Source organism: Chryseobacterium bernardetii (genome assembly GCF_003815975.1).
GTDB lineage: Bacteria > Bacteroidota > Bacteroidia > Flavobacteriales > Weeksellaceae > Chryseobacterium > Chryseobacterium bernardetii.
In genome coordinates, this window is sequence record NZ_CP033932.1 from 2,046,338 (window position 1) to 2,072,631 (window position 26,294).

Annotated in this window: 24 protein-coding genes and 10 tRNA genes; 32 read left to right on the forward strand and 2 right to left on the reverse strand. The window is 36.5% G+C overall.

From position 1 onward, the window contains the following. The first annotated feature begins 10 nt into the window (after positions 1-10). From EG339_RS09400 to EG339_RS09420, 5 genes are all read left to right on the forward strand, one after another. Positions 11-253 carry a hypothetical protein gene (locus EG339_RS09400; protein WP_123869959.1) on the forward strand — a complete coding sequence of 81 codons (243 nt, stop codon included), beginning with the start codon at positions 11-13 and terminating at the stop codon, positions 251-253. Positions 254-335: 82 nt separating this feature from the next. After that, positions 336-761 carry a hypothetical protein gene (locus EG339_RS09405; RefSeq protein WP_123869960.1) on the forward strand — a complete coding sequence of 142 codons (426 nt, stop codon included), beginning with the start codon at positions 336-338 and terminating at the stop codon, positions 759-761. 454 nt (positions 762-1,215) lie between these two features. After that, a complete protein-coding gene (locus EG339_RS09410; protein WP_123869961.1) occupies positions 1,216-2,970 on the forward strand; it encodes an alkaline phosphatase D family protein in 1,755 nt (584 codons plus the stop codon). A 393-nt stretch (positions 2,971-3,363) separates the two neighbouring features. Further along, on the forward strand, positions 3,364-4,944 hold the full coding sequence (locus EG339_RS09415) for a Na+/H+ antiporter (RefSeq protein ID WP_123869962.1): 1,581 nt from the start codon (positions 3,364-3,366) through the stop codon (positions 4,942-4,944). 12 nt (positions 4,945-4,956) lie between these two features. Then, positions 4,957-6,003 (forward strand): MBL fold metallo-hydrolase, encoded by a 1,047-nt coding sequence (locus EG339_RS09420; protein ID WP_123869963.1) that lies wholly within the window; start codon positions 4,957-4,959, stop codon positions 6,001-6,003. Positions 6,004-6,163: 160 nt separating this feature from the next. On the opposite strand, the gene EG339_RS09425 is transcribed toward EG339_RS09420, so the two are convergent. Further along, positions 6,164-7,021: a DUF4822 domain-containing protein gene (locus EG339_RS09425; RefSeq protein WP_123869964.1), complete on the reverse strand. Its 858-nt coding sequence runs from the start codon at positions 7,019-7,021 to the stop codon at positions 6,164-6,166. A 210-nt stretch (positions 7,022-7,231) separates the two neighbouring features. Here EG339_RS09425 and EG339_RS09430 point away from each other — a divergent pair, with 210 nt between their 5' ends. The 3 genes from EG339_RS09430 (at position 7,232) to EG339_RS09440 (ending at position 9,521) form a co-directional block, all read left to right on the forward strand. Next, positions 7,232-7,951 carry a DUF434 domain-containing protein gene (locus tag EG339_RS09430; RefSeq protein WP_123869965.1) on the forward strand — a complete coding sequence of 240 codons (720 nt, stop codon included), beginning with the start codon at positions 7,232-7,234 and terminating at the stop codon, positions 7,949-7,951. Continuing rightward, entirely contained in the window at positions 7,941-8,597 is a 657-nt protein-coding gene (locus EG339_RS09435) for a hypothetical protein (protein ID WP_228459732.1), read from the forward strand. Before EG339_RS09430 ends, EG339_RS09435 begins: the two co-directional genes overlap by 11 nt. Positions 8,598-8,735: 138 nt before the next feature. Then, positions 8,736-9,521, forward strand: coding sequence for a TatD family hydrolase (locus tag EG339_RS09440; protein ID WP_123869966.1), 786 nt, complete (start codon positions 8,736-8,738; stop codon positions 9,519-9,521). A 77-nt stretch (positions 9,522-9,598) separates the two neighbouring features. Here the strand turns inward: EG339_RS09440 and deoD are convergent, their stop codons facing one another. Then, entirely contained in the window at positions 9,599-10,309 is a 711-nt protein-coding gene (gene deoD / locus EG339_RS09445) for a purine-nucleoside phosphorylase (RefSeq protein WP_123869967.1), read from the reverse strand. A 253-nt stretch (positions 10,310-10,562) separates the two neighbouring features. Here deoD and EG339_RS09450 point away from each other — a divergent pair, with 253 nt between their 5' ends. The 24 genes from EG339_RS09450 (at position 10,563) to EG339_RS09545 (ending at position 26,210) form a co-directional block, all read left to right on the forward strand. Beyond that, entirely contained in the window at positions 10,563-10,952 is a 390-nt protein-coding gene (locus EG339_RS09450; RefSeq protein WP_123869968.1) for a VOC family protein, read from the forward strand. Positions 10,953-11,349: 397 nt separating this feature from the next. Next, positions 11,350-12,000: a hypothetical protein gene (locus EG339_RS09455; protein ID WP_228459733.1), complete on the forward strand. Its 651-nt coding sequence runs from the start codon at positions 11,350-11,352 to the stop codon at positions 11,998-12,000. Continuing rightward, entirely contained in the window at positions 11,997-13,130 is a 1,134-nt protein-coding gene (locus tag EG339_RS09460; protein ID WP_123869969.1) for an AAA family ATPase, read from the forward strand. The genes EG339_RS09455 and EG339_RS09460 overlap by 4 nt, the downstream gene beginning before the upstream one ends. Next, positions 13,103-13,846 (forward strand): hypothetical protein, encoded by a 744-nt coding sequence (locus tag EG339_RS09465; RefSeq protein WP_123869970.1) that lies wholly within the window; start codon positions 13,103-13,105, stop codon positions 13,844-13,846. The genes EG339_RS09460 and EG339_RS09465 overlap by 28 nt, the downstream gene beginning before the upstream one ends. After that, positions 13,837-16,215: a hypothetical protein gene (locus EG339_RS09470; protein WP_123869971.1), complete on the forward strand. Its 2,379-nt coding sequence runs from the start codon at positions 13,837-13,839 to the stop codon at positions 16,213-16,215. The genes EG339_RS09465 and EG339_RS09470 overlap by 10 nt, the downstream gene beginning before the upstream one ends. Continuing rightward, positions 16,205-17,902, forward strand: a complete 1,698-nt coding sequence (locus EG339_RS09475) for an APC family permease (protein ID WP_123869972.1) — start codon at positions 16,205-16,207, stop codon at positions 17,900-17,902. The genes EG339_RS09470 and EG339_RS09475 overlap by 11 nt, the downstream gene beginning before the upstream one ends. Beyond that, on the forward strand, positions 17,889-18,914 hold the full coding sequence (locus EG339_RS09480; RefSeq protein ID WP_228459734.1) for a soluble NSF attachment family protein: 1,026 nt from the start codon (positions 17,889-17,891) through the stop codon (positions 18,912-18,914). Before EG339_RS09475 ends, EG339_RS09480 begins: the two co-directional genes overlap by 14 nt. A 136-nt stretch (positions 18,915-19,050) precedes the next feature. Then, positions 19,051-19,179, forward strand: coding sequence for a penicillin-binding protein (locus EG339_RS09485; RefSeq protein ID WP_164465438.1), 129 nt, complete (start codon positions 19,051-19,053; stop codon positions 19,177-19,179). Positions 19,180-19,749: 570 nt separating this feature from the next. Continuing rightward, positions 19,750-19,822 (forward strand) — tRNA-His (locus EG339_RS09490). Positions 19,823-19,831: 9 nt separating this feature from the next. Continuing rightward, a tRNA-Lys gene (locus EG339_RS09495) sits at positions 19,832-19,905 on the forward strand. A gap of 87 nt (positions 19,906-19,992) precedes the next feature. Then, positions 19,993-20,063 (forward strand) — tRNA-Asp (locus EG339_RS24230). A gap of 68 nt (positions 20,064-20,131) precedes the next feature. Beyond that, positions 20,132-20,203 (forward strand) — tRNA-Pro (locus EG339_RS24235). Between the two features lie 100 nt (positions 20,204-20,303). Next, positions 20,304-20,376, forward strand: a tRNA-Leu gene (locus EG339_RS09505). A gap of 5 nt (positions 20,377-20,381) precedes the next feature. Beyond that, positions 20,382-20,453 (forward strand) — tRNA-Asn (locus EG339_RS09510). A gap of 276 nt (positions 20,454-20,729) precedes the next feature. Continuing rightward, positions 20,730-20,811, forward strand: a tRNA-Cys gene (locus tag EG339_RS24240). A gap of 203 nt (positions 20,812-21,014) precedes the next feature. Continuing rightward, positions 21,015-21,149 (forward strand) — tRNA-OTHER (locus EG339_RS24245). Positions 21,150-21,407: 258 nt separating this feature from the next. Then, positions 21,408-21,491, forward strand: a tRNA-Tyr gene (locus EG339_RS24250). Between the two features lie 95 nt (positions 21,492-21,586). Then, positions 21,587-21,658 (forward strand) — tRNA-Gln (locus EG339_RS09515). Between the two features lie 128 nt (positions 21,659-21,786). Beyond that, positions 21,787-22,272 carry a ribonuclease H-like YkuK family protein gene (locus EG339_RS09520; RefSeq protein ID WP_123869974.1) on the forward strand — a complete coding sequence of 162 codons (486 nt, stop codon included), beginning with the start codon at positions 21,787-21,789 and terminating at the stop codon, positions 22,270-22,272. 73 nt (positions 22,273-22,345) lie between these two features. Then, positions 22,346-22,717, forward strand: a complete 372-nt coding sequence (locus tag EG339_RS09525) for a cyclic-phosphate processing receiver domain-containing protein (RefSeq protein ID WP_123869975.1) — start codon at positions 22,346-22,348, stop codon at positions 22,715-22,717. Next, a complete protein-coding gene (locus EG339_RS09530; protein WP_123869976.1) occupies positions 22,717-23,289 on the forward strand; it encodes a DinB family protein in 573 nt (190 codons plus the stop codon). The genes EG339_RS09525 and EG339_RS09530 overlap by 1 nt, the downstream gene beginning before the upstream one ends. Continuing rightward, positions 23,286-24,299 (forward strand): RNA ligase, Rnl2 family, encoded by a 1,014-nt coding sequence (locus EG339_RS09535; RefSeq protein ID WP_123869977.1) that lies wholly within the window; start codon positions 23,286-23,288, stop codon positions 24,297-24,299. The genes EG339_RS09530 and EG339_RS09535 overlap by 4 nt, the downstream gene beginning before the upstream one ends. A gap of 196 nt (positions 24,300-24,495) precedes the next feature. Beyond that, complete coding sequence (locus EG339_RS09540) at positions 24,496-25,437, forward strand: MBL fold metallo-hydrolase (RefSeq protein WP_123869978.1); 942 nt, start codon at positions 24,496-24,498, stop codon at positions 25,435-25,437. Positions 25,438-25,658: 221 nt separating this feature from the next. After that, on the forward strand, positions 25,659-26,210 hold the full coding sequence (locus tag EG339_RS09545) for a 3'-5' exonuclease (protein WP_123869979.1): 552 nt from the start codon (positions 25,659-25,661) through the stop codon (positions 26,208-26,210). Positions 26,211-26,294: the final 84 nt, after the last annotated feature.

The window sequence follows — 26,294 nt, forward strand, 5'->3', positions numbered from 1 at the left end:
TATATCAAATATGAAATATTTACTCCTGGTAATCATAACACCAGTATTGATCATAGTTTCTGTATTGTTGAGCTTATTCTTTGGTAGCCTTATTCGTTTTATCAATGAAGGAGACCGTTTTAAAAGCCCTTTAGATGACCATAGACCAATGCCCATAGCTCTCAAAGATAAGGAATTCTGGAAAACGTTTTTAACAGGCTTTTTCGTCTTCTTTACTTTGTTAATCGTGGTAAAGTACTTATCAGGAGAATAAATGAAGCAGAGAACCTGAAAATAACCAAATATCAACCATTAACCACCTCAAAGTAGGTGGTTTTTACTATTAAAATCAAATCATGAAACCACGAATACCATTTAGAATAGGTTATCAGTATGATAATTGGGAATTTAGCTTAATAACACTGCCGGACAGAATCCCGGAGAATGATTTATATATCAGTTACCTTTGGGTTGGAAGTGAGGTCAAGAAGTTTCTGGGCTTTATTCCCCATAGAACAGAGCTTATATTTTATTGGGATAGACTGGAAGCTGTGATATTGGAGTTTGACAATAAATCAGAATACTATTACAACAGGATGAATAAAGCTTTATCAGAAAGGTTCCCGGAATTTACTTCTGAAACTCTTCCAGATAGTACTGTCATATTCAAGTTTACATCTGAAAAAGTAACCTACTGGAATATCTATTATGTCCCATCGAGGGAAATAAAGTTGATGTACTTTGCTAATAGGTTTGTATATGTCAACCGAATATTTGAATAACTGATTTTTGGAAAGCTTGTTTTTGTAGAGAGTGATTCGAATCTAATTTACATAAACTGCAACTTTTACATACTTACATACCAAATTATAGATTTAAATTCTGCTGCAACAATACTGCAACATTTCGTATAAAAGGATGAAAATGATTGAAAATAAATGAAGATTGAAATCTGATTAAAATATTGATAATCAACTAAATGAAAATAAATGAAATTAATTGATAAACATACTGGACTGACTCATAATCAGGTGGTCCCTGGTTCGAGCCCAGGTGGGACCACAGAAAATCAACCGCTTACATAATGTGAGCGGTTTTTTATTTATTAGAACATATATTTTGTATATAGATTTATTATACATGGCATTAAACGTATGTTTAAAAAATCATAAAAAATAATTAAAACACAGTTAACAGCCTTCTTCCACGGATACCGTTGCTTTGCAGAAAAAAGTAATGATGGAAAATAACAATCTACTTAACAGAAGGCGATTTCTTAAAAATTCACTGTTAGCAGCTGGAGGAATTTTCATTGCTCCCTTGATTATAAGTTGTAGTGATGATAACTTTACCGAAGGTGGAGCGGCTCCTGACGATCTTAAAAAATCAGGTTTTGATACCGGAGTTGCAAGTTTTGACCCTACAGCAACAGGAGTCATTCTCTGGACAAGATATTCTGGAGGAGCAGAAGCGGAAATCACTTGGGAAATAAGTAGAAACAGCGACTTTTCCACTGTTTTAAGAAGAGGAAAAGCAAATGCCTCACTGATTAATGATTTTACAGTGGCAATAGATGTACAGGATATTCCATCTAATACCAAATATTACTATAGATTTTATAACCTCGCCACTAAGGAAATTAGCGTGATAGGTGAAACTATTACCTTACCGTCTAAAACTGATTCTGTAAATGATGTTAAAATGGCAGTAGTATCCTGTTCCAACTTTCCTGCAGGGCTTTTCAATGTATACGGAGCTGTTGCCCAATCTGAAGCAGATGTAGTAGTACACCTTGGTGATTACATCTACGAATATGCTCCGGGACAATACGGAACAAACCCTTATACCAATCAGCTTGGAAGAGCTCACAAACCAGCAAAGGAAATCCTGAATCTAAATGATTACAGAGAAAGATACAGGCAATACAGAGGCGATAAAAATCTTCAGTTGGCTCATCAGAAAAAGCCTTTTATCTGTGTATGGGACGATCACGAATTTGCAAATGATACCTATAAATCCGGGGCAGAGAACCATCAGCCGGACGAAGGTGATTTTGAGTTAAGAAAAAAAGCAGCCTTCCAGGCATACAGTGAATATATTCCTCTTAAGACAGGAAAAGACCTTAAAATCTACAGAAGTTTCAGCTTCGGAAATATTGTTTCTCTGTATATGATGGATACAAGAGTAATTGCAAGAGATAAACAATTAGAATATTCTGATTATCTTGATACTGCAGGAAACTTCGACCAGGTGAAGTTTAAAACTGCTTTTTTAGATCCAAATAGAAAATTAATCGGAAACGAGCAGATGGCATGGTTAGGATCTCAGATCAATGCCGATACTGCTAAATGGAAAGTATTGGGACAACAGATCCTCATGACCAAGATGATGGTACCCGCAGAATTATTGATGCTCCTGAATCAGATTTTAGCTGAAATCAAAAAATTAGGAAGTGCACAGCCAGCTACTATGCAGGCGCTTCAAAGTACAATTGCTCAACTGATGGTCTTAAAAGCCAGACACAAAGCTCAGGATCCTACTCTTACTCCACAGGAAATAGCAAGAATTACCACTACCTTACCTTATAATCTGGATGCGTGGGACGGATATTTCATGGAAAGAGAGCAGCTATATTCTATCCTTGCAGGTAAAAAAGTAGTAGTATTGGCAGGAGATACACATAATGCATGGTTGGGGACACTCACCAATGCACAGGGGAAAGTCATCGGAACCGAATTAGCATGCAGCTCTGTTTCCTCACCAGGTCTTGAAGGTTATCTTGGCATCACATCAGACCCTGGCCAGGCCATTGCATTGGCTCAGGCATTTTCATCATTAATTGATGATCTGGAGTATGCCAATCTTTATAAAAGAGGCTATCTGCATGTAAAATTTACGGCAGGAGAATCCCATGCAGAATGGAGGTTTGTAGACAACATTACCTCAGAAGTTTACACTACAATAACAGAAAAAACACATGTAATGTCATAGTTTTAAAGAACATATCTTAGTTTCAATTTTGTACAGAGCTGCGGTAACACTGCGGCTTTTTTTATTATCCTGAACAGATGTATGTTCCGGAAAGTACTGCTCGGTAGAAATCTTTACTATTGGAGAGCGGGGTGCTGACCTTTTTACTATAATGATAATAAAATAGTAAATCTAGCCGTTTTCCTAAATATCTATCCTAAAGATACTGCTTAAAAGATATAATTTTATCATTATTGTAAGTCCGTACAACGAGCATGAAAACCTTAAGTGCCCCAAGAATCTACCGATAAGAGGAAATATAGATATTTGTCGGTTAAGTTTGAAAACCAGACAAAAAGCAATCGTATTTCTTAAAAATTATATAAATTGGTTTAAAAATTAACTGAGAAACAGATGGTGGAAAATTTTATTTATTACCTGGGACTGGTTTTGGTGATCATTGGAGCCATTATGCTGGCCAATCGATTAAAAGTAGCCTATCCCATTATATTGGTGATTGCGGGCTTGCTCATTAGCTTTATCCCTGGCCTGCCTCCAGTAAAAATTGATCCCGAACTTATATTTATCATTTTTTTGCCGCCGTTATTATACGAAGCCGCCTTTGCGGTTTCTTGGAAAGAAATCTGGAAAATGAGACGCATCATTACCAGTTTTGCTTTTATTGTGGTATTTCTTACAGCTGTATCGGTAGCATTTGTTGCCAACTCCTATATTCCCGGCTTTTCATTAGCATTAGGTTTTGTATTGGGGGGAATTGTTTCTCCGCCGGATGCGGTGAGTGCGGGTGCCATTTTAAAATTTGTAAAAGTTCCAAAAAACCTGTCTACTGTTTTAGAAGGTGAAAGCTTATTCAATGATGCCTCTTCTCTGATTATTTTCAGATTTGCAATGGTAGCTGTAGCAACCGGACAATTTATCTGGCAGGATGCAGTTGTGAGCTTTGGTTGGATGGTATTCGGAGGATTGGCAATAGGGGTTGTACTTGCATATATTTTTCTCAAAATTGAAAAAATATTCCCTACCGATGTCAATATGGATGCTATTCTCAGCTTAGTGGCTCCGTATGTGATGTATATTGCCGCAGAAGAAGTTCATTCCTCTGGTGTTTTGGCAGTAGTGAGCGGCGGATTATTCCTTTCCGTCAGAAGACATGAAATTTTCAGAACCTCAGAATCAAGGCTCAAAGGTTCCAATGTATGGGAAAGCTTTGTATTTCTGATTAATGGAATTGTGTTCCTGTTAATAGGATTGGATCTTCCTGAGATTATGGTAGGGTTAGATAAAGAAGGAATAAGTCTTTCAGATGCCATCACATATGGCTTACTCATTACAGCTGTTTTGATTATTGTACGTTTTTTATCCTCTTTTGGAGCAGTCTTCGTTACCCTGATTATGAGAAACTTCATTAATGTAGCAGATAGAAATCCCGGGATGAAGGCTCCTGTACTCATGAGCTGGACAGGAATGCGTGGAGTGGTTTCGTTAGCAGCCGCTTTATCAATTCCTGTAGTGATGGAAAACGGGCAGCCTTTTCCTCATCGTGATCTCATCCTCTTTATTACCTTTATCGTGATTTTAGCAACTCTTATTATTCAAGGGCTTACATTGCCGGCACTTATTACAAAACTCAATGTATCGGATACGGGAGGCGGATATCTTTCTGAAGAAGAATCAGAATACTTTCTAAGGAAAGAGATGAGACGTGTTGCCCTGAAATATCTTAATGAAAATTATAAAGAAAGAAGAAACGAAAACGAATATTTCAACAAACTGATGGACCGCTGGGAACAGGAGGATAAAGAAAATTCAGTGCATAAGATGTCTGATGAAGCCAAAGAAATTTATTTTGAAACCCTGGAGCAGCAAAGGATCTGGCTTAGGGAAGAAAACAGACGCAATCCGAATATTGACGAAGAATATATAAGACATTATTTAACAAGGCTGGATCTTGAAGAAGAAAGGCTGAGAATGTAAAAAAATAAAGAAATGAATTTAGTAAAACAGCTCGGGCAGTTCCCTGATGAAAAAAGAAAGGAATACTTCAGTACACTTCCCAACTATGCCAATGGGAGATTTCAGAACATACTTGCCACTCCAGCTTTACTGGAAGGTGAAAGTATGACCAAAGCCCTTTTTAACAGTTTGTGTAAAGTGGAAAACACTTCTCCGAAATCTGCCCTTCCATTTGTTATCACAGATTTAAAAAAACTTTCTCCGGAAGAAAATGTCCTGATATGGTTCGGGCACAGTTCATATTTTATACAGGTTGATGGTAAAAAAATTCTCATAGATCCTGTTTTCAGTGGAAATGCGTCTCCAATGCCTGGATCTATAAAAGCATTTCCGGGAGCAGATTACTATAAACCGCAACATATGCCGGATATAGACTTCCTTTTGATTTCCCATGATCATTGGGATCATCTGGATTATAAAACCATACAGGAATTAAAAAACAGGGTAGGAAAGGTAATTTGCGGATTGGGAACAGGCCAGCATTTTGAATATTGGGGTTGGAATCCGGAAAAAATTATCGAGAAAAACTGGTGGGAAAGTATCGATATTGCAGAAGGTTTCAGAATTACCCTTACGCCGGCAAGACATTTTTCCGGAAGGTTATTGAACAGAAATATTTCCCTCTGGACTTCTTTTGTACTGAAAACACCAACCAAAAATTTATTTTTAGGAGGCGACAGTGGCTATGGAAACCATTTTACAGAAATTGGCGAAAAATACGGACCTTTTGATCTTGCCGTAATGGAATGCGGACAATATAACGAAAAATGGCCCTACATTCATACGCTGCCAGATCAGCTAATAACAGAAGTGCAGGAATTAAAAGCAAAAAACTTTATCCCCGTACATCATTCAAAATTTAAGCTTTCCCAGCACGCATGGTTTGAGCCTGTAGAATTGGCGGCTAAAAATGCAGAAGATAATAATCAGTCTATTACTTTACCTGTCATAGGAGAAAAAGTAGATCTGGATCAGTTAGAAAATGTTACCTGGGAAAAATGGTGGGAAGAATATTGGTAAAAATCAATTCCATTGCCATTCTGAGCAGAGACTGAAGCTCTGTGAATACAGTTCAATAATAGGAATGAAGAAACTCTTTCTTCTTCAATCTCCAGGATGAACAATAAAAATAAACCTGCCCATATTGAGCAGGTTTTCCTTATTATAAAAAAAATAATCATTACTGAGGTTCCATGTGAGAATCCTTAGTATGAATGATGTCGTAAAATACAGTTGGCTGGGCAGCATCAGGAGTAATTCTGTAGGTAAATGTAGTTTCGTTCAGAACAAGAATCTCTACAGTACGGGTAAAAATCACATTGCCGTTTGCATCTAAAGCAACAAGAGTTCTTGTTTTTCCATCAGGAGAAATAGACCATGTTCCCTGAGATCTTAATACATCATTTAGTCCGAAGATTCTAAAAGTTCCGTTAGCTTTGAAGTAAGAATAACCTACATAACCTGCTACACTGGCATTGTCCAAAGCAACAGCGGCTCCGGTATTATCTTTGGCACCTGTTGTTTTCCATGGAGTGGAAGCCAGGGTAAGTTGTCCGTTTTTAGGCTCTGCATGAGCCGTTCTTGTATGGATAATATCATAATAAATAGATGGGTCAGCAGCATTAGGCCTGATTCTGTAGGTGAATTCATTTCTGTTTAAAACAAGAATTTCAACATCACGTTTGAAGATCGTTGTTCCATCGGGGTTTAAAGCTGCAATAGTTCTCGTTTTTCCCTGAGCATCTACAGACCATGTTCCTCTTGACCTCAATACATCAGTTAAACTGTAAATAGCAAAGTTTCCATCTGCTTTGAAGTAAGCAAACCCTACGTATCCGGCTACGCTGGCATCTGTTAACGCTACATTGGCCCCGTTTTTATCTTTAGCTCCTGTAGTTTCCCATGGAGTAGAGGACAGAACCTGTGAGGGAGTCTGCTGCTCAATCACAATCTCGTTATCATCGCTGGAACACGAAACGAAAGAAGCAGATAAAAGTATTGCTGCAGACAGATAACATAATTTTTTCAGTGTATTCATAAGGGTATTTTTAAGTCTTTGCAAACTTATCCCTAATGCATCATAAAACTGTTGTATAAAATATCTCTTTTGTTGTAAAAAATATAACCGGTACCCGTTGATTTGAATAATATGATATTACAGTCTACAGCCGAAAAGGGTTATGATGGAAAAGTTTGCGTAATCTGCATAATCTGCGGGTACTTATGTTTAAAAAATTTATTTTTGAGTATGAATAACAGAAACCGCGGAAAAAATACAGGGGATGACATGCTCTTTGGTCTGGAAAAGCAAATCAGCAAGATAAAACTGGCTGTTCAGGATATGCAGTATTTACTCACAAGAGGATATGCAGAAAAAGCAGCATCTGATCTTGTTGGGAACAGATACAGATTAAAAACCCGACAGGTACAGGCATTACGTGGAGCTTCAGCATCTGATGAACAAATTCAGCACAGAAAACAGAAAGAACAGAATATTTCAGATCTGAGAGGCAGAACCGTTTATCTTGATGGTTTTAATGTGTTGATTTTATTAGAAAGCCTGTTGTCAGAAGCTTACATTTTTGAAGGCGTTGATGGCTGTTTCCGGGATCTTTCAGGAGTTCATGGAACTTATAAAAGAGTAAACCAGACTCAGAGAGCAATAGAGCTTGTAGCTGAATTCTTCCAGAAAGCCGAGGTTCGGAAATTGATCTGGATTTTTGACCAGCCAGTTTCCAATAGCGGAAGAATTAAACAGATTGTTCTGGATTTTGCTGTTGAGAACCAGTTGAATTGGGATATTGAATTACAGTTCAGTCCGGATAAATTCCTTGCAGAAAGTTCAGAGGTCATTATTTCTTCAGATGCCTGGATTCTGGATCATTGTAAAGAATGGTTTAATCTCATAGGCTATTTGCTTAAAGACAAAAGCCTATTCGTTAACCTGGTAAAATGTTATGATGAATAAGTTTGAACAATATATTCCATGGATCTCCGAAAGCTGGAAAGACGAATATGGAGCTATTTTAGCTGAAGAACACTTGAAACAACTGTCTGAGAACATTCAAAAGTTTCAGGATAAAACGCTGGAATGGAACCTTCCTTATTTTAATGAAGAAATTGAGATCAACAGGGGTGAAATCTTTAATATGTTTAACAGCATTCTTAACAGCAATGATACTGATGAGGTTAAAGCAAAACATTTGGAATCCATACCGTTTGAAGAGTGGTTGGTTGTTTTAGGACAAAGGCTTACTTCTGCCAGTATTCGGGATAAAAATGCAGTGCCACCACTGAACTCTGTGTTGATAGAAGCCTGTAAAGAACCATTTAACGAAGAAATTACTATTGCCCAACGCGCCTGGGAAAAGCATACCGGAAGAATGAACGGTGATGATTTCTGGGGCGAAGTAAAAGGAAATAACCAGCAGAAGCAGGAAAAAGTGATTCAAAAAATTCAGGATATCCTTGAAAATAAGACATGGTGGAATGTCTTCTTTCATTATAAACATGAACTCGTTTTTGAAGTCAGAGAAAAGGAAGGACATGGCATCCGCTGGAGCCACGGCGGAAAAAAGCTGATAGGTTTCCTGGAAAAATTTATCAATGAATAGAAGACTGGAAGAAGGAGTTTGGGAGTCACTCTTTGTATTGTAATTTCGGGTAATTACCCAATACTTCCTCTGCTGCGCAAAAAGACTGCGTTTTAAGGAGGTAATTTTGTCCGTAAACAGTATAAAAAATTAAAACAAATGAACACATACATCGATATTGGCATTAACCTGACCAATAAACAGTTCTACAATGAACATGAAGAAATTATTAACCGCGCTATGGATAATGGAGTAGACTATATGATCCTCACAGGAACGAGCATACGCGGAAGCAGAGAATCTGCGGCAATAGCAGAAGATTATCCTGATATTTTATTTTCAACAGCAGGAATTCATCCCCATGATGCAAAATCTTTTAATAACGAAAGTGTAAATGAACTTAAAAAACTGTTGAAGCAGGATCAAGTGATTTCAGTAGGAGAATGCGGATTGGATTTTGATCGTGATTTTTCACCAAGACCCGTTCAGGAAAAATGCTATAAAGCTCAATTGGAACTGGCAATAGAAGTAAACAAACCTCTTTTCCTCCATGAAAGATCAGCCTTTAAAAGATTCAATGAAATTACAGATGAGTATCTTTCCAAATTACCGGAAGTCGTTGTACACTGTTTTACAGGAACGTTAAATGAAGCAAAAACATATTTGGACAAAGGATTTTATTTAGGCTTTACAGGAGCCATCAGTGATGAAAAAAGATTTAAACATTTAGAAGAAGTTATCCGATACGTTCCGATAGACAGGATGATGATTGAAACAGATGCCCCTTTCATGCTGCCGAAGAATATGCGGGGAATGCAGAACAGAAGAAATGAACCGGCCTTTCTGCCCTATGTGGCACAGACTATTGCCCATTTAAAGAAGATCAGTATTTCTGAAGTAGCGGATGAAACTACAGAAACTGCTAAAAACTTTTTCAGAATATAAAAAAGAGCTCTACTGAATCAGTAAAGCTCTTTTTAATTATGTAGAAAGATAAGCAAATTTGCCTTTATTCTTTTTTTTTATAAACTTTTGACAGCAGATTCTAAAGCCAGCTCCATCATTGGCTTTAAAGCAGTTTCTCTTTCATCAGCAGAGATCTTTTCATGAGTAGGGATAATATCAGTTACCGTTAGAATCGTAGCTGCATTTTTACCTAAGTGCTGAGCATTTGCAAACAGTCCGAAAGCCTCCATTTCCACTGCTGGACAGTTGTATCTTGTAGCAATTTCAGGAGTGTTAGGATCTTTTCTGTAGAAGATATCACTACTGTGGATATTGATCGCTTTAGCGTCTATAGATAATTCTTTAGAAGTTTCATTGATGATGTTGAAGATATTTCCCTGGTGAGGAAGAATGTCTTCTTCAATTCCCCATGCGTATTTGGCATATGTACTTTCGCTGGCAGCATTTTCAATATTTAAAATATCAAAAAGCTTAAGGTCTGTATTGTAAGCCCCACATGTTCCGATTCTGATGATCGTATCTACTTCATATTCTGTAAATAGTTCAAAAGAATAGATTCCGATGCTTGGGAATCCCATTCCACTAGCTCCTACAGTGATTTCTTTCCCCTTGTAAAGTCCTGTATAATAAAAGATACCTCTGGTTTTACTTACCAGTTTTGCATTTTCTAAATAATTTTCAGCAATATACTGTGCGCGAAGCGGATCCCCCGGCTGCAATACTACTTTAGCAATTTCTCCTTTTTTTGCACTGATGTGAATACTCATAATTTTATTTTGAATGGCACAAAGATAATAACTTTTATATTGACCCCATCATTTGAGAAGTGAAAAGAGAATGTTGCTATTTAAGAATATAATAAGTAAATAATTGTATATAAGTATTTTGTTTAATGTCTTCCAGCCTTGGCCTTCCTTCCGGGAAAAACAGGTAAATACAGAACAAAGATAGAATAACAGAGAGCGGAAATCCCATCGCTGAGCAGGCTACTTTTGCAATAGTAATCATATAAATTAAAAAATGAAAATAGAACATATTGCCGTTTGGGTAAGAGATCTGGAGAAAATCAGAACATTTTATCAAAAATATTTTGGAGCAGTTTCCAATGAAAAATACACCAATCCCGTCAGAAATTTTGAATCTTACTTTCTCAGTTTTGAGAATGGATGCCGCCTTGAAATCATGACCATGCCGAATATTAGAGAAAATGGAAGTTCTTATGAGTTTCAGCAGTTTGGAATCATTCATTTTGCATTTTCTGCAGGAAGTAAGCAAAAAGTGGATGAGCTTACAGAAACTTTAAGAAAAGATGGCTATACTATTGCCGGAGAACCAAGAACAACAGGCGACGGATATTATGAAAGCGTTATCCTTGATCCGGAAAACAATATCATTGAAATAGTAGCTTAGCCAGTCATTGCGAGGAACGAAGCCACGAAGCAATCTCTAAACTTTTTTGTTGGAAAACGCAAGGGCGAAAGATTTTGATTAACGTTATGCACATTTTAAGGCGCAAGAGTAAGGATATTGCTTTATTTTTTTACCACGAATACATGAATAAAAAAAGAATTCGTGGCAATTATTAGCAGTAACCAATTTATCGCAGATAAAATCCTAGTGCCTTAAAACATGTGAAAAGAAAAAACTTGTGCCTTTGCATTTTCCAACATAATAATTTCATCAGTTTTTAATTGAAATTTGCACTTTTAAATCTGTAAAGACCACATTTTCTCATCAACAGCATAATTTAACATCAATCCTCTTCTTAAAAATTTTATTCTCAATGAAATAATTCTATTTTTGTTAGATGATGGAAACCAAATCACCATTTTTAGATACAGTATTTTTGCTGAGGAAAAATGAATGCATTACTCTTTTTTCCAATATCCGGGCTATTTCGTTAACGGAAGAGCAGGAAGCAGAAGTGTATTTTGAAGCAGAATTTGAAAAAGAGAGACTGGAATTTCTGTCCGATCAGCTAACATGTAATAAAACAACAGCGGTCTGGGCTGCAAAAGTGCTGTACTATAGTGCTCAACTCTATCTGGTAAGGGAAAAAACTGCTGATAATTTGGATAATTTAATTCCGGAATTTAAAGGAACGCGAGATATTTCCTCCATCTTATCTGCTGATTTATCATTGAGATTTCTACCGGAAATTATTTTTGCTCTGAACTCAGCAGATCCCGAAGATCCACTCATTAAAATACTTGAAGAAATTCTCACAGAATTTCATTATTCAGGAGTTGGATATGATCTGGATCTGGGAAAAGTAAACTGGGAAGAAGAGCTGAAAGACAAAACCTACCGGAAATTATACCTGGAAAGAATTGTTGAAAAAAAAGATTATAAACTTGCGGAAATTCCGTTCATCAATAAACTGCTTATGGCAGAATTTGGAATGCATAAAGAAGCATTTTGGAGAGAATTAAAAATAATAACTGAAGAAAATCAATGATGCAGCATATCAATACACTCAATACAGTTCTGAACTACGTAAAAGATACCTTTGTTGGTAAAAATGATGTTGTAGATCTACTGGGAATCTGCCTTTTGGCAAGAGAAAATGCCTTTTTATACGGTCCTCCCGGTACTGCAAAATCAGCTATTGTAAGAACTTTGGCCAAAACTGTAAAAGACGGGAAGAATTTCGAGTATCTTTTAACCCGTTTTACAGAGCCGAACGAAATATTTGGTCCTTTTGATATCAGAAAATTAAAAGAAGGTGAACTTTTGACCAATACCGAAGGGATGATGCCTGAAGCTTCCATGGTTTTCCTGGATGAGATCTTCAATGCCAATTCCGCTATTTTGAATTCTCTTCTGATGGCTCTTAATGAAAAGATATTCAAAAGAGGAAAAGAAACAAAACATTTACCTGCTTTAATGTTCGTGGGAGCGAGTAACGTCCTTCCGGAAGATGAAGCATTGAATGCATTATTCGACCGTTTTCTGGTAAGGATCAATGTTGATTATGTGAATCCTGAACTTTTACAGCAAGTACTTTTGGCAGGAAGAAAACTGGAAAACGAAGAAGAAACAGAATTTCCGGAAATTCATGCCAATGAGATCAGAGAATTACAGAATCTGTGCAGAACAGTAGATTTAAAACCAATTTATGAAGTCTATCTGAATACCATCATGAGCCTGCGAAATACCGGAATTGCCATTTCGGACCGTAGAGCAGTAAAACTTCAGAACCTCATTGCTGCAAGTGCCCTTATTTGTGGAAGAAATGAAGCCATTCTTTCGGATCTTTGGGTTTTAAAACATATCTGGGATACCGAAGAACAGATTGAAATTCTGGAAGGGATCATTAACCGGACCATTGAGAAAGATAATCATCCGGACTCTCATCCACAAGCCATGCAGAACAAAACTCCCAATCCGGAAGAAGTGATGAAGGATGTAAAAATCCTTGTAGATAAATGGAACCAGGGATCACTAAGCTTTGAAGAGCAAAACGTAATCAAAGATAAACTCAGATACCTGCAGACACGCTGCGACTGGATCAGAAATCCTGAACAAAAGCAATACATCCAACAGGAAATTGAAAGCTTATGGCAGAAAATCCTTCAGACAATATAAAAGAATTCTGGGCAGAAATCCCGCGGGCCGATGAAGATTATCTGGGCTCTATCCGTGACTGGAAAAATGTTCAGATCTCAACGGACGAAGAAATTCTATGGCTTAAAGGCTTTACGGAAGAACAGGTATGCGCTTCAGAACTTCATCAGCTACCCAATTTTTTGCTGTATGAGCTGCGGGATGGGCTGTTATTTAAAAAAGAAGCATTAGTTCCCAGTAAAAAAGTGAGAACAGCATTGCTTTGGATGCCGATTGATAAGGCACTGCGCCTAAGTTTTCCGGCTTCCAATCAAAACTATTTCGGGATCAGTGAAAAAGTTAGGGTCAGAATAAAAGAAAGTAACGAAGAACACCCGGTCATTGCTTTGGTAAGCAAAATTAAAGACATTAAAGAGAGTATTGCAGCGTTGCCAAAGTTCAGACTGGAAAAATTAGAATGGACTGTGATAGAAGATAAAGCTCTTTTTTTAGGAACCCCATTATTAAGTCTGCCGGGAAAAACATATTGGGCAAAAGACGGACATCTTTTGCCATCCGGTTTTGATTTTGAGTTTAAAAATCTGAGTACATTTTTACAGCAAAAATATAATGAAGAATCAGATGGTTGGCTGTTATGGGATGAGAACGGAAATTACCTTGCCATTAAAAAAACAGATTTTCGTCCCTTGTCCGTAAGTTCGTTCCGTCTTACTGAAAAATCAAGAGAATGGAATTAAAGGTATATTTTCAATCCTATGAAAACTATTTCTGGGAGTGGAAAACCGATGAAGACGTTCCCGGAGATTCCGGGTATCATGAAAATAACCTCCTCTCCATCCCGGGAGTGGGGGCAATTGCTTACAGGCCTTATGTGATAGAAATTCTTAAAGAACTCCTGCCACAGGGATGGCCGCCGTTCGGAGCTTTACTGATGGCTGTATATGCAATGCAGGAAGGGTATACAGACTTTGCCGGCCCTCTAAGACATACCGCAAAAATTTACAGCATTGGAAACTTTGAGTTCAATGCAGAAAGAGCAATTGAATTTCTCGAAAAAATAAAATCACTTCCTAAAGTCTACAAACAAAAGCAGAATAAGATTGTACTGCTGCAGACTTTATTTAAAGATATTCACAACGGAGTATCTTCTGCTAATGCTGAATCTTATCTCAGAATTTATTATAAAAGAACTCACGAACTGTCTGTCTGTGCAGAAAAACAACCTGCTCAACAAAGTGTTTTAAGCAGAGACTTAAAAGCGCTGGACCTTAATGATAGATTTCCAACCGCACAATCCATCATTGATGCCATGAAAGGGTTAATTGAAGAGCCAGAACTGGATGATGAGGTGGTAGAGGAAGAAGCTACCGCGGATACAGATAAAGATTTTATCAGGGAATTGATTGAAGAACCTAAAACATTCCAGGTGGGAAGCCTTATCAAAAGGATTTGGAGCGGACTAAAAATTCCTATGCGCCATCTTTCTCCGGGAGAGCAGCCCATTGGTGGAATTTCTGATATGACCAATAAGGGAGATTTTCACAGAATGCTTCTGTCAGAATTTGCCAATGAAGATGAGGTATTCATAAACCGTGTAGCCAATAATGAAGCCTTATACATCCAGAGAGAAATACCCCCTGAAGAAAATATCTTTGAAAGAATCATCCTGATTGACACTTCCTTAAGAAACTGGGGAACACCAAAAGTACTGGCTTTTGCATCTGCGATTGCCATAATTAAGCATCCAAAGGCCCATTCGGAATGTAAAGTGATGGCATTGGGGCAGGCTGCAATTCCTATTTCCCTGGATCAGGTGGAAAATGTAATTGAAAACCTTAATCAAGTGAGTCCGGTGCTGGAAGTTTCCGATGCATTGGAAAAATTTTTTAATGAAGAGTATCCACAAAAAGATATGGAAGTCTTTTTTATAACTCATCAGGAAAACCTTGAAGACGAAAAAATCCAAAAGGTCGTTCATCAAAACAGAGACAGACTTAAGTTTTTGGTAACCACCCTTTCAGATGGGGAAATTAATTTTTATAAACATCATAAAGGAGCAAGAAAGCATATACAGAAAATAAAACTTCCTCTTCAGGAATTATGGGCCAATCCGCCACAGCAGAAAAGAGCAGAAATCAATCTGAATGGAAAGAAAACTGATCTTCCATTGAACTACCCAATCCTGTTTCCTGTCCCTGTTAACCAGATGGCCAGGTTTTTATACGAGGGTGAATTTTTTATCCTGAGTTCAAAAAAACAATTGTTGAAAACTTATCTTTCTGATAATTATTATGACAGGCATTCCTATGATTATTATAAGACTTTTCATGGCTGCGAAGTAATGATTCAGAATATTTCCGTAAAGCCAGCCGGACAGTTTGCACTCGCCAAAAATAAACAGCAGCATTTTATTCTCTGTCAATATCAGCCTGCTAAAAAATTAGTATCGAAGCTTAATCTGAATACAAGAGAATATTCTGAGATGAATGTCACCGGGCTGAATATTCCGGAAAACTATGCGTTAATCTATTTTGGAAAAAGCTTTTATCTTCATCAGTTTGACAATCCTTTACTTTATAAGATCAATATTGAAGGAAATACCTCTGTAGAACCTCTTGATAATAAATATGATGATATAGATAAAAATACCACAAAAGTGAATACGGAAGTAGCCAAGCTAAACCGAAGTGGATTAAAAATTATAGGTAATTTTAATAAAATAGGTATTAACGCTAAAGACAATCTGGTTTTTTCAGGATGTGAAATAAATAGTGTTTATGAGAACACCATGAGCCTTTATAAAAACAGATTCGAGATCAAAATTTTTGCAGAGCAGAACAAAAATAAATATACCTTCCCGGATGGGAGTGAAATCATCACAGATTCCCGCGGAATGCTGACATTCAGAAGCAGTAATAAAGGCATAGAAGAATTTTATATGCCCACTACAACATACGGATTTCTTGCCCTGGCTACCCATACAGAATTCGGAGGATCGGAATATTATCTTCCGGAACAGACCTTATTGAAAATAAGAACCATGGAAGAAATGTATAACCAATACTTAACGCCGTTTATAAGTCAGATTTTGGATTATGGAGCTTAGAATAAAACCTTTCCCGAAAAACAGCTATCCTAAAAAAGGACTTTTAATAAAAGGTTCTTCACCTGTGATATGGCTTCAGGAAATGGAAACACTGAGAATAAATCTGGATATGGTAAAGTCCTATGCTGTTCCGGCTGACAGTCCCAATATACTGTACGGCTGCTTTCTTATATTCAGCGATCATGCTCCACAGGAAATAGGAAGAAATGCTTATTTTCAATGTGTAGACAACAGATTATTTATTCCGGAAAATACAGCGTTTTATCCAAAAGTTAACCCTGAAGATTGGGACACGGTAGATTCAGATTTTCTCATCATGCATCCTGAATTCGGACTGGTGAAATTATCAGAACAGATTGATTGGCTGGAGCTGATCCAGGAGCTAGGAAAAATAGAAGAAACTATCAAAAAACCATCGAACGGTGTTAAAATCCCCCAAACCATAAAAAGTTATACGGTTGAAATGGATGAGGAAAAAATGCTCGAAGCATTACAGAAACCTCAAACCGAAGAAGAATGGATGAACAGCCTGCCATTTGACCTGAAAAAAGTAATGGCGGGAAACAAAAAAGAAATTGAAAAATATTTAAAATACATAGAAAAATATCCTGAAAGAGCTATTGAATTAGGTGTGCCTTTGGATATTATGGGGACTTCCAGAGGAAATGGATTTGGGAAATTTACATGGCTGGAACAATTATTCGGCGGTGGATCTGGTGGAAAACAAGAAACGGCGGGTTCCCGGAATTTCCGTAGAATATTTTGGGCTGTTATTGTTATTGCAATTGTTTTAAAAATAGTCTTACCAGCTGATGATAGAATTCTTCAGGAAGAAAATACTGTTTCTTCAGGAAAGATTGTAGCAGATGCCGTAAAAACTCCTTCAGATATGATTGCTTTTCACTCCGGGGTTTCTGAAATTGACCAAAAGATAGACTCCATGTATTTTGGTGAAAGAAAAAGCCTGTCTAATGAACTTTTGAATGCCGGGCTGCAGGAAAGCAAAACGGAAAAAGAAAAAGAAGAATATAAAAAGAAAGGCGGAAGGAATGTAGGGGAAATTGGCCATGATATTCAAAAGCTCAGCAATAAAGAGCAGAAAAGCAGAGATTCCCTTAAAATAATTTATACCAAAAGGATAACCAGGCATATTCAGGAAAGAAGTGAAGTGCTGAAACGTAAAATTTCAGATTCCTTAAAACAATATACCAAAGGAAAACCGGTAAATGGAGATGTTGTTAAGTATCTTTTAAAGAGAAAACAGGTTCTGATGCAGGATTCTTTGGGAAAACTCTATGGAACCATTGATATGGCAGATATGGCTTCTCCTTCAGCCATTAAAGATTCAAAAATAAAAGGAGTGGAATCTGGTAATGGCTCATTAAAAAAAGAGCCCCCTGTTTCCGATATTGTATACATGGTTATTCTGATGATTGCAGGAGTTGGATTATATTCCTTCCTTTTTAAAAATAAATCATTAAATCTGGGCGGAGATAATGTTCCGGCTTGGGTGAAATTGCTTTTGATTGCTATTCTGGTTGTGATGCTGGTCTATCTGTTTTATCCATTAGTTAAAATGTTTGGCTATAACTGGTTCGTTTGGGTACTGGCTGTTGGAGTCATGTTATTACTTTACCGTTTGTTCAGAGAAGACAAAACCATTTTAAAATCCGATGATGATGAATAAACAGAAATTTATAGACAAGTTTATGGCTGCCTTTGTATTGCTGGCCATGTTTAAAGTCATCGGAATCGTGGCCCAGCTGTTTCATGAGAGTTTTTGGAGCGTCATCGGAACTTTAGCCATTTTTCTGATTGTAGCATTTATTATCCTGATGGTAATTGCTTCCTTGAAAGATAAAGAACAAAATAAGCAGAATTCCAGAAGAGGACGAGCAGCCGGAGGAAATTTCTATCTGGAAAACTCCCTGTTTGACAGGATCAGGAGCAAATACGAAGATCTTGCCCAAAAATATATTGAAGAAAAAGATTACAAAAAAGCAGCAAAAGTTTATATGAACCTGTTGCAGGATTATTATAGAGGAGCAAAAACACTGGAAGATGGTGAATTTTATAATGAAGCAGCAGCAGTATATCTTAAAAAGCTAAAAAGTAAATCAGATGCTGCCCATTGCTATGAAAAAGCTAAACAGTACAAAAAAGCTATTGATCTTTACAAAGAAATGGAGCAGAAAGAAAAAGTGGGTGATCTTTACAGGGAAATCAATGACGTGAAAAATGCCCATATCTATTACCAGATGGTTGCGGATGATTATACCTCCAATAATCAGATGGTAAAAGCTTCTTTAGTATACCGGAAGAAAATGGAAAAGCCGGAAGAAGCCCAAAAAGTACTATTAAAAGGCTGGGAAGAAGATAAAGATACTTTCAACTGTCTGAATAACTACTTTGCCAATATTTTTGATGTTAAAAAACTGGAATCAGAAATACAGAGAATGTATGAAAAAACTCCGGCTCATAAAAAAATCATCTATTTGGAAGCTATGAAGCTTGAGTTTAAAAAAGATCCTCAGTTACAGTCTGCCACCAAAGAAATTGCATACAGGATCATAGCTGAAAAAGTAGAAAGCCGTTCAGAAATTGTTAACGAGCTGAAACATTTTAATCCTGACGATGAAGTGATCCTTAAAGATATTTCAAGGTTTAAAACAGGAAGAAATAAAATGTTTAAACATTAAATGATGTTGGAAGAGGAGAATGAATATTGACCTTTTAGTAGTGGAATTTTAGATACGGTTTCTTCAATTACTTCCTGCTTCAAGGCTTTTTTCCCCTGTAGAAAAACAATTTTTTATATCTTTGCGCCAGAAAATTATGACAATACAAAGAGCACATATCAATGCAGAACTATGCAAAAGCCCATCAATATTGGGATTATTTGCATATGATGAGGTGATATGGAATGAGGCGAAATGTGCTGACTTTGGAAATTATTTACAGTAAACCCGTAAAAAATTAATCAAAATATTGCAGAAACGTCTCGAAAAATCGAGGCGTTTTTTGTTTTTTAGGTCAGAAATTATTTAGAATGAAAAAAAATAACCATAAACATGAAAAATTTTTAATCAACAATGCAACTTTAATACAATAAAATAGAGTGATAGACAAACCAATGAGAGACAGTCATTTAGGTAATTAAGATATCTGCAAAATATTGCGGACGGAAATCTCTTATTTTTAACTTAAGGTGTAATTATCTGATTTTCAGTAGTTTGATTTAAAAATTTATTTGCAGGTTCCAAAAATTCATATTTACTTTGCAACCGAAAATTGAAAGCAACAGTTTTCAGGATTCAACAAAAAATAATTTAAAAACAAAACAAAAATAAAATGAAACAATTGCATAACATACTTAATCAGTATTCAGAACTATTCGGACAGGAGCCGGCAGGTACTGTGTGTGCTTATGATCGTGAAATTGTGAATAAAAGGTGCTTATATACGTGGGTCAGCTAATGATCTATCACGTCAGAATATAAACAAGCGCCTCCCAAAAAGAGGCGCTTGTTTTATGGTTTCTTTAGCTTATTTGGTAAAGCGCCGGTCTGTGGAACCGGAGAACAGGGTTCGATCCCCGGAGATACCCCAAACATAAAATCTCATAGCTCAAATGGTTAGAGCACCGGTCTTTTAAACCGGGGGTTGAAAGTTCAAATCTTTCTGGGATTACTAAAACGGTTCCGTAGCTCAACCGGATAGAGCATGGGTTTTCTAAACCCAGTGTTACAGGTTCGAATCCTGTTGAGGTCAAAAAAAGGTCTATTGAGGTAACGGTAACCTGCCCGACTGTCTCTTGGGTACTGCGAGTTCGATTCTCGCATAGACCGCAAAGATTCATGGAACATTTCTGCTCCGGCTGTCTCCCGGAAAAAGATGTTGAAGTGAATCTGCAAAGCTGGAAAGATAACGGTGGTTGTTTACCCGTCTTGGACGCGGGAGGTCGCAAGTTCGAATCTTGCTTTCCAGACAGGATGATAAGCAATGAGTAATCAGTAATTATAGATTGAAAAAGTAGTTTTCATCATCATTATTCATCACTAATTACTCATTACTTATTAAAAGAGGCCGCGGGAATGGTGGAACGGTAGACACACTTGATTTAGGATCAAGGCGCTGAGGGTTCGAATCCCTCTTCCCGTACAAACGATTTTGTAGCTCAATGGTAGAGCGCTGGTCTGTTAAACCAGAAGTTGAAAGTTCGAATCTTTCCGGAATCGCAGTAACTAAATGTTAATTGTTTCAGGAGAAAAGTAAAAGTTTGTCGAGAGCAGAAGATCTTTACGCCAAAACACGAAAAATACAGACAGACTTTTTCTTTCTCAATACAGCAGTTAGAATTTAATGCAAATATGATTAATAAATTTTAGGTAAAAATAAAGTCTGTCTAGCGCAGAAGTTCAAACAAAAAATTGGGACAGACTTTGTTTTTTTTTGAATAATAGGCAGTAAAAAAATTACTCAATATCCATTGCTTATTACTCATATTTAAATCTGATGGTTCGCCGAAGTGGAAGAGTCGGGGCGGTCTGCAAAACCGTTGCGTAAGCTGAGTGGGTTTGAATCCCATAGCCATCTCAAAATAAAGCTTGAAATTGAAATGTAGGGTATCATTCATCAATTATAGCTAAAAATATCCTTTATTAAGAAAAGAAAACGTCTGTCAGGAGCAGAAGATCTTTAAGCCAAAAACACAAATACAGACAGGCTTTTTCTTTTTAAAAGAGGAACTAAGGATGGAGCAGAGATTGTTTATCTCTTATCATTCATCATTAATATTTGGAAGTACGCCGAAGTTGGAGAGTCGGGGCAGACTGATATGAGGAACGAATTGAACGATTCCTTAAAAAAATGAAAAAGACAGAGTTAAAATCTGTTGCTTCATTGCTGAGTAGGTTCGAATCCTGCTGCTTTCACAAAACCGCTGATAATGTAATGGCAGCATGCAGGAAATGTACTCTTGTTGTTTAGGTTCGATTCCTGGTCAGTTGGTCAAAGAAAAAAGAAAATATAAAATGCTCAATATAATTTTCTGAAGAAAGGCTTGTCAAGCGTAGAAGTTCTTTTTGTTAAGCAAATTTTAAAGACAAGCTTCTTCTTTTATCATGAATAATGAGCAATAAGTAATCAATGATAGAAGAGTCATTTTATTAGTACTCATTACTCATAAACAGGGAAGTACGCCGGAGTTGGAGAGTCGGGGCAGACTGTAAATCTGTTGCTTTATTGCTGAGTAGGTTCGAATCCTACTACTTCCACAATAAATGAATGATAAGCAATAAGTAATGAATAATAGAAAAACAGTTTTAATCATTACTCATTACCAATTACTTATTACTCATTCATTTAAATCTGATTCATAGTGTAATGGGCAGCACACAAGATTTTGATTCTTGGAGTTCAGGTTCGAGTCCTGATGAATTAACAGCATTTACTCTGATATTGTAATGGCAGTATCCCAGTCTCCAAAACTGATGTACTGGTTTGAGCCCGGGTCGGAGTGCAGAAAATGAATAGTCAATAATCATTTATCAATTAAAATATGTAGAAAAAATGGAAACGCAACAACAAACATGGCAGAATATGAATGGAAAAATTTTCCAGGATTCTATCACACAGCTGGTAGAAAAAGCCATTATTCGCGAACAGGCAAACGGACACCGTCTGAAAGTATGTGTGGGATCAGACTCTCACGTATATGGAGATGCTATTAATTATGCTACGGCAGTAGTATTTATTCGTGAGGGAAAAGGAGCGTTTACCTTTATCAGAAAAGAAAGAGAAATACAGACCATCAGTATTAAAGAGCGAATGCTGAACGAAGTCAACAAATCCGTTGAGATTGCTTATGCGATTTGTGCTGTATTGGACACTTATGGAGTAGAAATGGAGGTACACGCAGATATTAATACCGATCCGGATTTTAAATCCAATGTAGCATTAAAAGATGCCATGGGATATATTCTGGGGATGGGATATGTATTTAAAGCAAAACCTTTTGCCTTCGCAAGTTCCAATTGTGCCGATATGATGGTGTAAGGAAGCTAGAAGTTTTATAATTATAATATGAACTTCCTTTGCCTCCAAAAGATAAAAAATTAAACCAATAACCATGGAAATGACCAAAAGACTATTGTTTCTGGATGATATAAGATATCCTATTGAAGCTTATCATTATACCAAACAGGACATATTCCTCAGAAGAGACTGGCATATTGTTCGGAATTACGATCAATTTGTCAATAGAATCCTGGAAAAAGGACTTCCGGAAATGATTTCTTTTGATCATGACCTTGCCGATGAGCACTATCTGAACCAGGATACGAAAGAATTTGTTGAAAAAACAGGATATGATTGTGCAAAATGGCTGGTAGAATACTGTATGGATCATTATTTAGACATACCGAACTTCTATTGCCACTCTATGAATCCTGTAGGAAAGGAGAATATTGAAAGACTTTTAAAAAACTTTAAAAAATTATAATGGACATTTTCAGATTCATTCAGGATATTAAAAATCATCTTAACTTCAGCTTTAATGAAGTAGACAAATGGTTTGAAAAAAACAGTACAATTCTGAACTATCAGCCATCAAAAGGAGGCTGGACGGTTCAGCAGATTTTAGAGCACATCTATCTTACGAATTTCTATTTACTGATTCTCATTGAAAAGGGGGCAAAAAAAGCAATGCGGAACTCTTTAGAACTTAACCTCGAATCTGAAATTAAAAATTATAATTTCAATAAAGAAAACTTTGAAAAAGTAGGTGAATATGGTGCTTTCGAATGGATAAGACCGGAGCATATGGAGCCAAAAGGACAGCAGGATCTAAAAGAAATCAGAGAGATAATTGCTCAACAATATCATCAATGTCTGAACTATTTGGAATTGATGAAAAATGGCGAAGGTTTACTCTATAAAACAACCATGACAGTAAATGATCTGGGTAAAATTAATGTATATGAGTACATTTATTTTCTCTCACTTCATGCGAAAAGACATATCACCCAAATGGAAAGCAACCAATCAGAAATGATTAAAAACCAAAAAAAATGATTTTCAAAACATATAATTCAATAGAAAATGCTTACCAAACCCGCGTGATCGATCAGATCAGGCTGCAGGGTTTTGGGGATGAGGTTTTCATCGTACAGGAGAAAGTTCATGGTGCCAATTTCTCTTTCTTTACCGACGGAAAGGAAATTAAGATTGCCAAAAGAACAGCTTTCATTGAGAAAGATGAAAAATTTTACAATGCACATCAGATTTTGGAACAATACAGAAAAAATGTAATTAATTTGTTTCAAAAAGTGAAAACAATATACCCGGATGTTGAAACAGTAGTAATCTATGGTGAATTGTTCGGCGGCGGTTACAAACATAAAGAAGTAGAGCCCGTAAAAGGAGCGGTAAGAGTGCAGGCAGGTATTGAATATGCCCCTTACAATGATTTTTATGCATTTGATATTAAGTTGAATGGGGTTACTTATTTGGATACGGATATCATCAACTCAATTTTTGAGGAGACAGGATTTTTCTATGCTAAAACCTTATTTGAAGGTACTTTAGAAGAAGCTTTGAGATTCCCGAATGTTTTCAATTCTAAAATCCCAGCGTGGTTAGGGTTGCCGGAAATGAACAATATGTGTGAAGGAACCATTATCAAGACCTTAAAAACCAGGTATTTCGGAAACGGAGCCAGAGTCATTCTTAAAAACAAAAATGAAAAATGGATCGAAAGGTCTAAAGTAGTTAGAAAACAAGAGAAGACAGTTCAAAAAACAGTTCGTTTTGGTGAAAAGGCTCAAAATATCTGGGAAGAAATTCAAGCATATATAACAGCCAACAGATTGAATAATGTGATGAGCAAAATAGGTGAATTTGAACCCAGAATGTTGGGCAAAGTCGTAGGCCTTTTTGCGCAGGATATTTTGGAAGATTTTGAAAAAGATTTTCCGTCAGCTTTCACTGCAATAGAAAAAGATGAACAGAAGAAGATCAATAAAAAGTTGAATTCTGCAGTCATAGATTGTGTAAAAGAAGAGTTGATGACTCTTAAAGTATAGTTTCGGTAAATTTTTACCGGAACTTTTTTATGTATAAACCCAACCACAAATAAAGTGTTTTTTGTCCCATTTGAGAATTTGAAAACTCACTTTAGATAACTGGTTTGTCGTTCCGTAGGAATCTCTACGGTTATAAATTTAGATTCTTACAGCATGACAAAGAAACTGTTTTTGTGGTTTTAAAAAGAAAAAAACAATGTTACAGGCAGAAATAAAAAGTCTATTAAACGAAGACATCAGTATATTAATAAAAGTTTCCAACTCACCAAAACATTATTTATGTGATTGCGGGGAAGCAAGTTTATTGACGGTAAAAGAAGTGCAAATGGTATCAGCAATATTCATCAGCCATACCCATATTGATCACTTTGCCAATTTTGACGGAATTTTCAGACACCAGATTGGAAGCGGAGAAAAAGTAACCATCTGTGGACCTAAAAATATTCACCAGCAAATTGAAGCCAGATTAAAATCCTACACATGGAATTTAATAGCAGAAAATGCAATTGAATATGAAATTCATGAGATTGTTTCCAAAGAAGAAATCAATGTTTATACTCTTCGTCCTCCTTACTGGACACAGGAGTTTGTAAACACTCAGAATTTCCTTTTTGCAGATGAATATGTAGATGTTGATTTTGCTATTCTGGATCACAAAACAGATTCCATTGCGTATCTGTTTAAAGAAAAAGATTCAGTGACTTTTCATGAAAATGCTTCTGATTTTAAGAAAGGAAAATGGATCAGCGAACTGAAAAAAGCCTTTGAAAATAATGATGCAGACAAGGAAATTGAAATTGAAAAAATGGGGTATAAAGCATCAGAACTGTTCCATTTGTTAACCCGGAATGAAGGCTATAAATTAGGAGTCATTATGGATCATGCCGTAGATGAAGACAATTATGAAAAGATAAAAACGGTTTTCGCTCAGGCTGATATGGTTTATATTGAAACCTTTTATAAGGATACGGATCAAGAATTTGCAAAGATTAATTATCACAGTTTTGCTTCTGCATCAGGGAAAATTATGAGTGAATGTAGAGTGAAAGAAGCCGTTCCAATCCATTTTTCAAGAAGATATACTGAGAATGACCAACAGGAAATTGAAACCGCTTTTTATAAAGCATTTCGAAAGTAAAACCTAAAAATTCCACTCTTCACAAAAATCTCATTTGGAGAGTCCCGGTTTCCTACGAAGAAGTAAAGGAAATTATGAAAAAGAAAGGTGGACACCACCATTGGCAGACGATGCTTATAACACGGCCAAAATTCTCAATAAGATTTTGGAGTAATAATCTGGATGGAAATGAATATTAAGAAAATAACTCACATCCATCCTTTAATTTTAAATAAAAAACAATGAAAACAACAGAAAATATACTTATTATAGACCTTGAAGCCACGTGTTGGGAAAACCGTCCGCCAAGAGGTCAGGAAAGCGAGATTATAGAAATCGGAGTTTGTATTATGAATGCAAAAACCGGTAAGATCTCAAAAAATGAAGGAATCTTAATAAAACCCCAACATTCAAAGGTGAGTCCGTTCTGTACGGAACTTACCACTCTTACCCAAAATATGCTGGATAGTGAGGGAATTATGCTGGATGATGCCTTTGATATTCTGAGAGCAGAATACGATTCAGAAGAATTAACCTGGGCAAGCTACGGAAACTATGATCTGAATATGCTTCAGAACCAGTCCAGAAGATTTTATGTGGATTATCCGTTAAGTGATGACCACATCAATGTCAAAACCTTATTCGGAGAAATTCATCCTACAATAAGAAAGAGTGTAGGCATGCAAAGAGCCTTGAACGAACTTGGATTTAAATTAGACGGAACCCATCACCGAGGTGTGGATGATGCCCGAAATATTGCCAAGATTTTGCATTGGTGCATTCAGAATAAGTAAACTGCAGTACATAGAATATAATTGATGCTGAGAGACTGTTCCAAAAGGTTCAGTCTTTTTTTTATATTTTTATGATTTACCTTT

Bases quoted from the DNA above. Each gene is read 5' to 3' on its own strand.
- EG339_RS09545 (WP_123869979.1), top strand. From the start codon at position 25,659: ATGAAAACAACAGAAAATATACTTATTATAGACCTTGAAGCCACGTGT.
- EG339_RS09480 (WP_228459734.1), top strand. From the start codon at position 17,889: ATGATGATGAATAAACAGAAATTTATAGACAAGTTTATGGCTGCCTTT.
- EG339_RS09435 (WP_228459732.1), top strand. From the start codon at position 7,941: ATGATGAATAAGTTTGAACAATATATTCCATGGATCTCCGAAAGCTGG.
- EG339_RS09470 (WP_123869971.1), top strand. From the start codon at position 13,837: ATGGAATTAAAGGTATATTTTCAATCCTATGAAAACTATTTCTGGGAG.
- EG339_RS09425 (WP_123869964.1), bottom strand. From the start codon at position 7,021: ATGAATACACTGAAAAAATTATGTTATCTGTCTGCAGCAATACTTTTA.
- EG339_RS09535 (WP_123869977.1), top strand. From the start codon at position 23,286: ATGATTTTCAAAACATATAATTCAATAGAAAATGCTTACCAAACCCGC.
- EG339_RS09455 (WP_228459733.1), top strand. From the start codon at position 11,350: ATGATGGAAACCAAATCACCATTTTTAGATACAGTATTTTTGCTGAGG.
- EG339_RS09430 (WP_123869965.1), top strand. From the start codon at position 7,232: ATGAATAACAGAAACCGCGGAAAAAATACAGGGGATGACATGCTCTTT.
- EG339_RS09520 (WP_123869974.1), top strand. From the start codon at position 21,787: ATGGAAACGCAACAACAAACATGGCAGAATATGAATGGAAAAATTTTC.
- EG339_RS09450 (WP_123869968.1), top strand. From the start codon at position 10,563: ATGAAAATAGAACATATTGCCGTTTGGGTAAGAGATCTGGAGAAAATC.
- EG339_RS09405 (WP_123869960.1), top strand. From the start codon at position 336: ATGAAACCACGAATACCATTTAGAATAGGTTATCAGTATGATAATTGG.
- EG339_RS09530 (WP_123869976.1), top strand. From the start codon at position 22,717: ATGGACATTTTCAGATTCATTCAGGATATTAAAAATCATCTTAACTTC.
- EG339_RS09465 (WP_123869970.1), top strand. From the start codon at position 13,103: ATGGCAGAAAATCCTTCAGACAATATAAAAGAATTCTGGGCAGAAATC.
- EG339_RS09475 (WP_123869972.1), top strand. From the start codon at position 16,205: ATGGAGCTTAGAATAAAACCTTTCCCGAAAAACAGCTATCCTAAAAAA.
- EG339_RS09410 (WP_123869961.1), top strand. From the start codon at position 1,216: ATGATGGAAAATAACAATCTACTTAACAGAAGGCGATTTCTTAAAAAT.
- EG339_RS09420 (WP_123869963.1), top strand. From the start codon at position 4,957: ATGAATTTAGTAAAACAGCTCGGGCAGTTCCCTGATGAAAAAAGAAAG.
- deoD (WP_123869967.1), bottom strand. From the start codon at position 10,309: ATGAGTATTCACATCAGTGCAAAAAAAGGAGAAATTGCTAAAGTAGTA.
- EG339_RS09400 (WP_123869959.1), top strand. From the start codon at position 11: ATGAAATATTTACTCCTGGTAATCATAACACCAGTATTGATCATAGTT.
- EG339_RS09440 (WP_123869966.1), top strand. From the start codon at position 8,736: ATGAACACATACATCGATATTGGCATTAACCTGACCAATAAACAGTTC.
- EG339_RS09460 (WP_123869969.1), top strand. From the start codon at position 11,997: ATGATGCAGCATATCAATACACTCAATACAGTTCTGAACTACGTAAAA.
- EG339_RS09415 (WP_123869962.1), top strand. From the start codon at position 3,364: ATGGTGGAAAATTTTATTTATTACCTGGGACTGGTTTTGGTGATCATT.
- EG339_RS09525 (WP_123869975.1), top strand. From the start codon at position 22,346: ATGGAAATGACCAAAAGACTATTGTTTCTGGATGATATAAGATATCCT.
- EG339_RS09485 (WP_164465438.1), top strand. From the start codon at position 19,051: ATGACAATACAAAGAGCACATATCAATGCAGAACTATGCAAAAGCCCA.
- EG339_RS09540 (WP_123869978.1), top strand. From the start codon at position 24,496: ATGTTACAGGCAGAAATAAAAAGTCTATTAAACGAAGACATCAGTATA.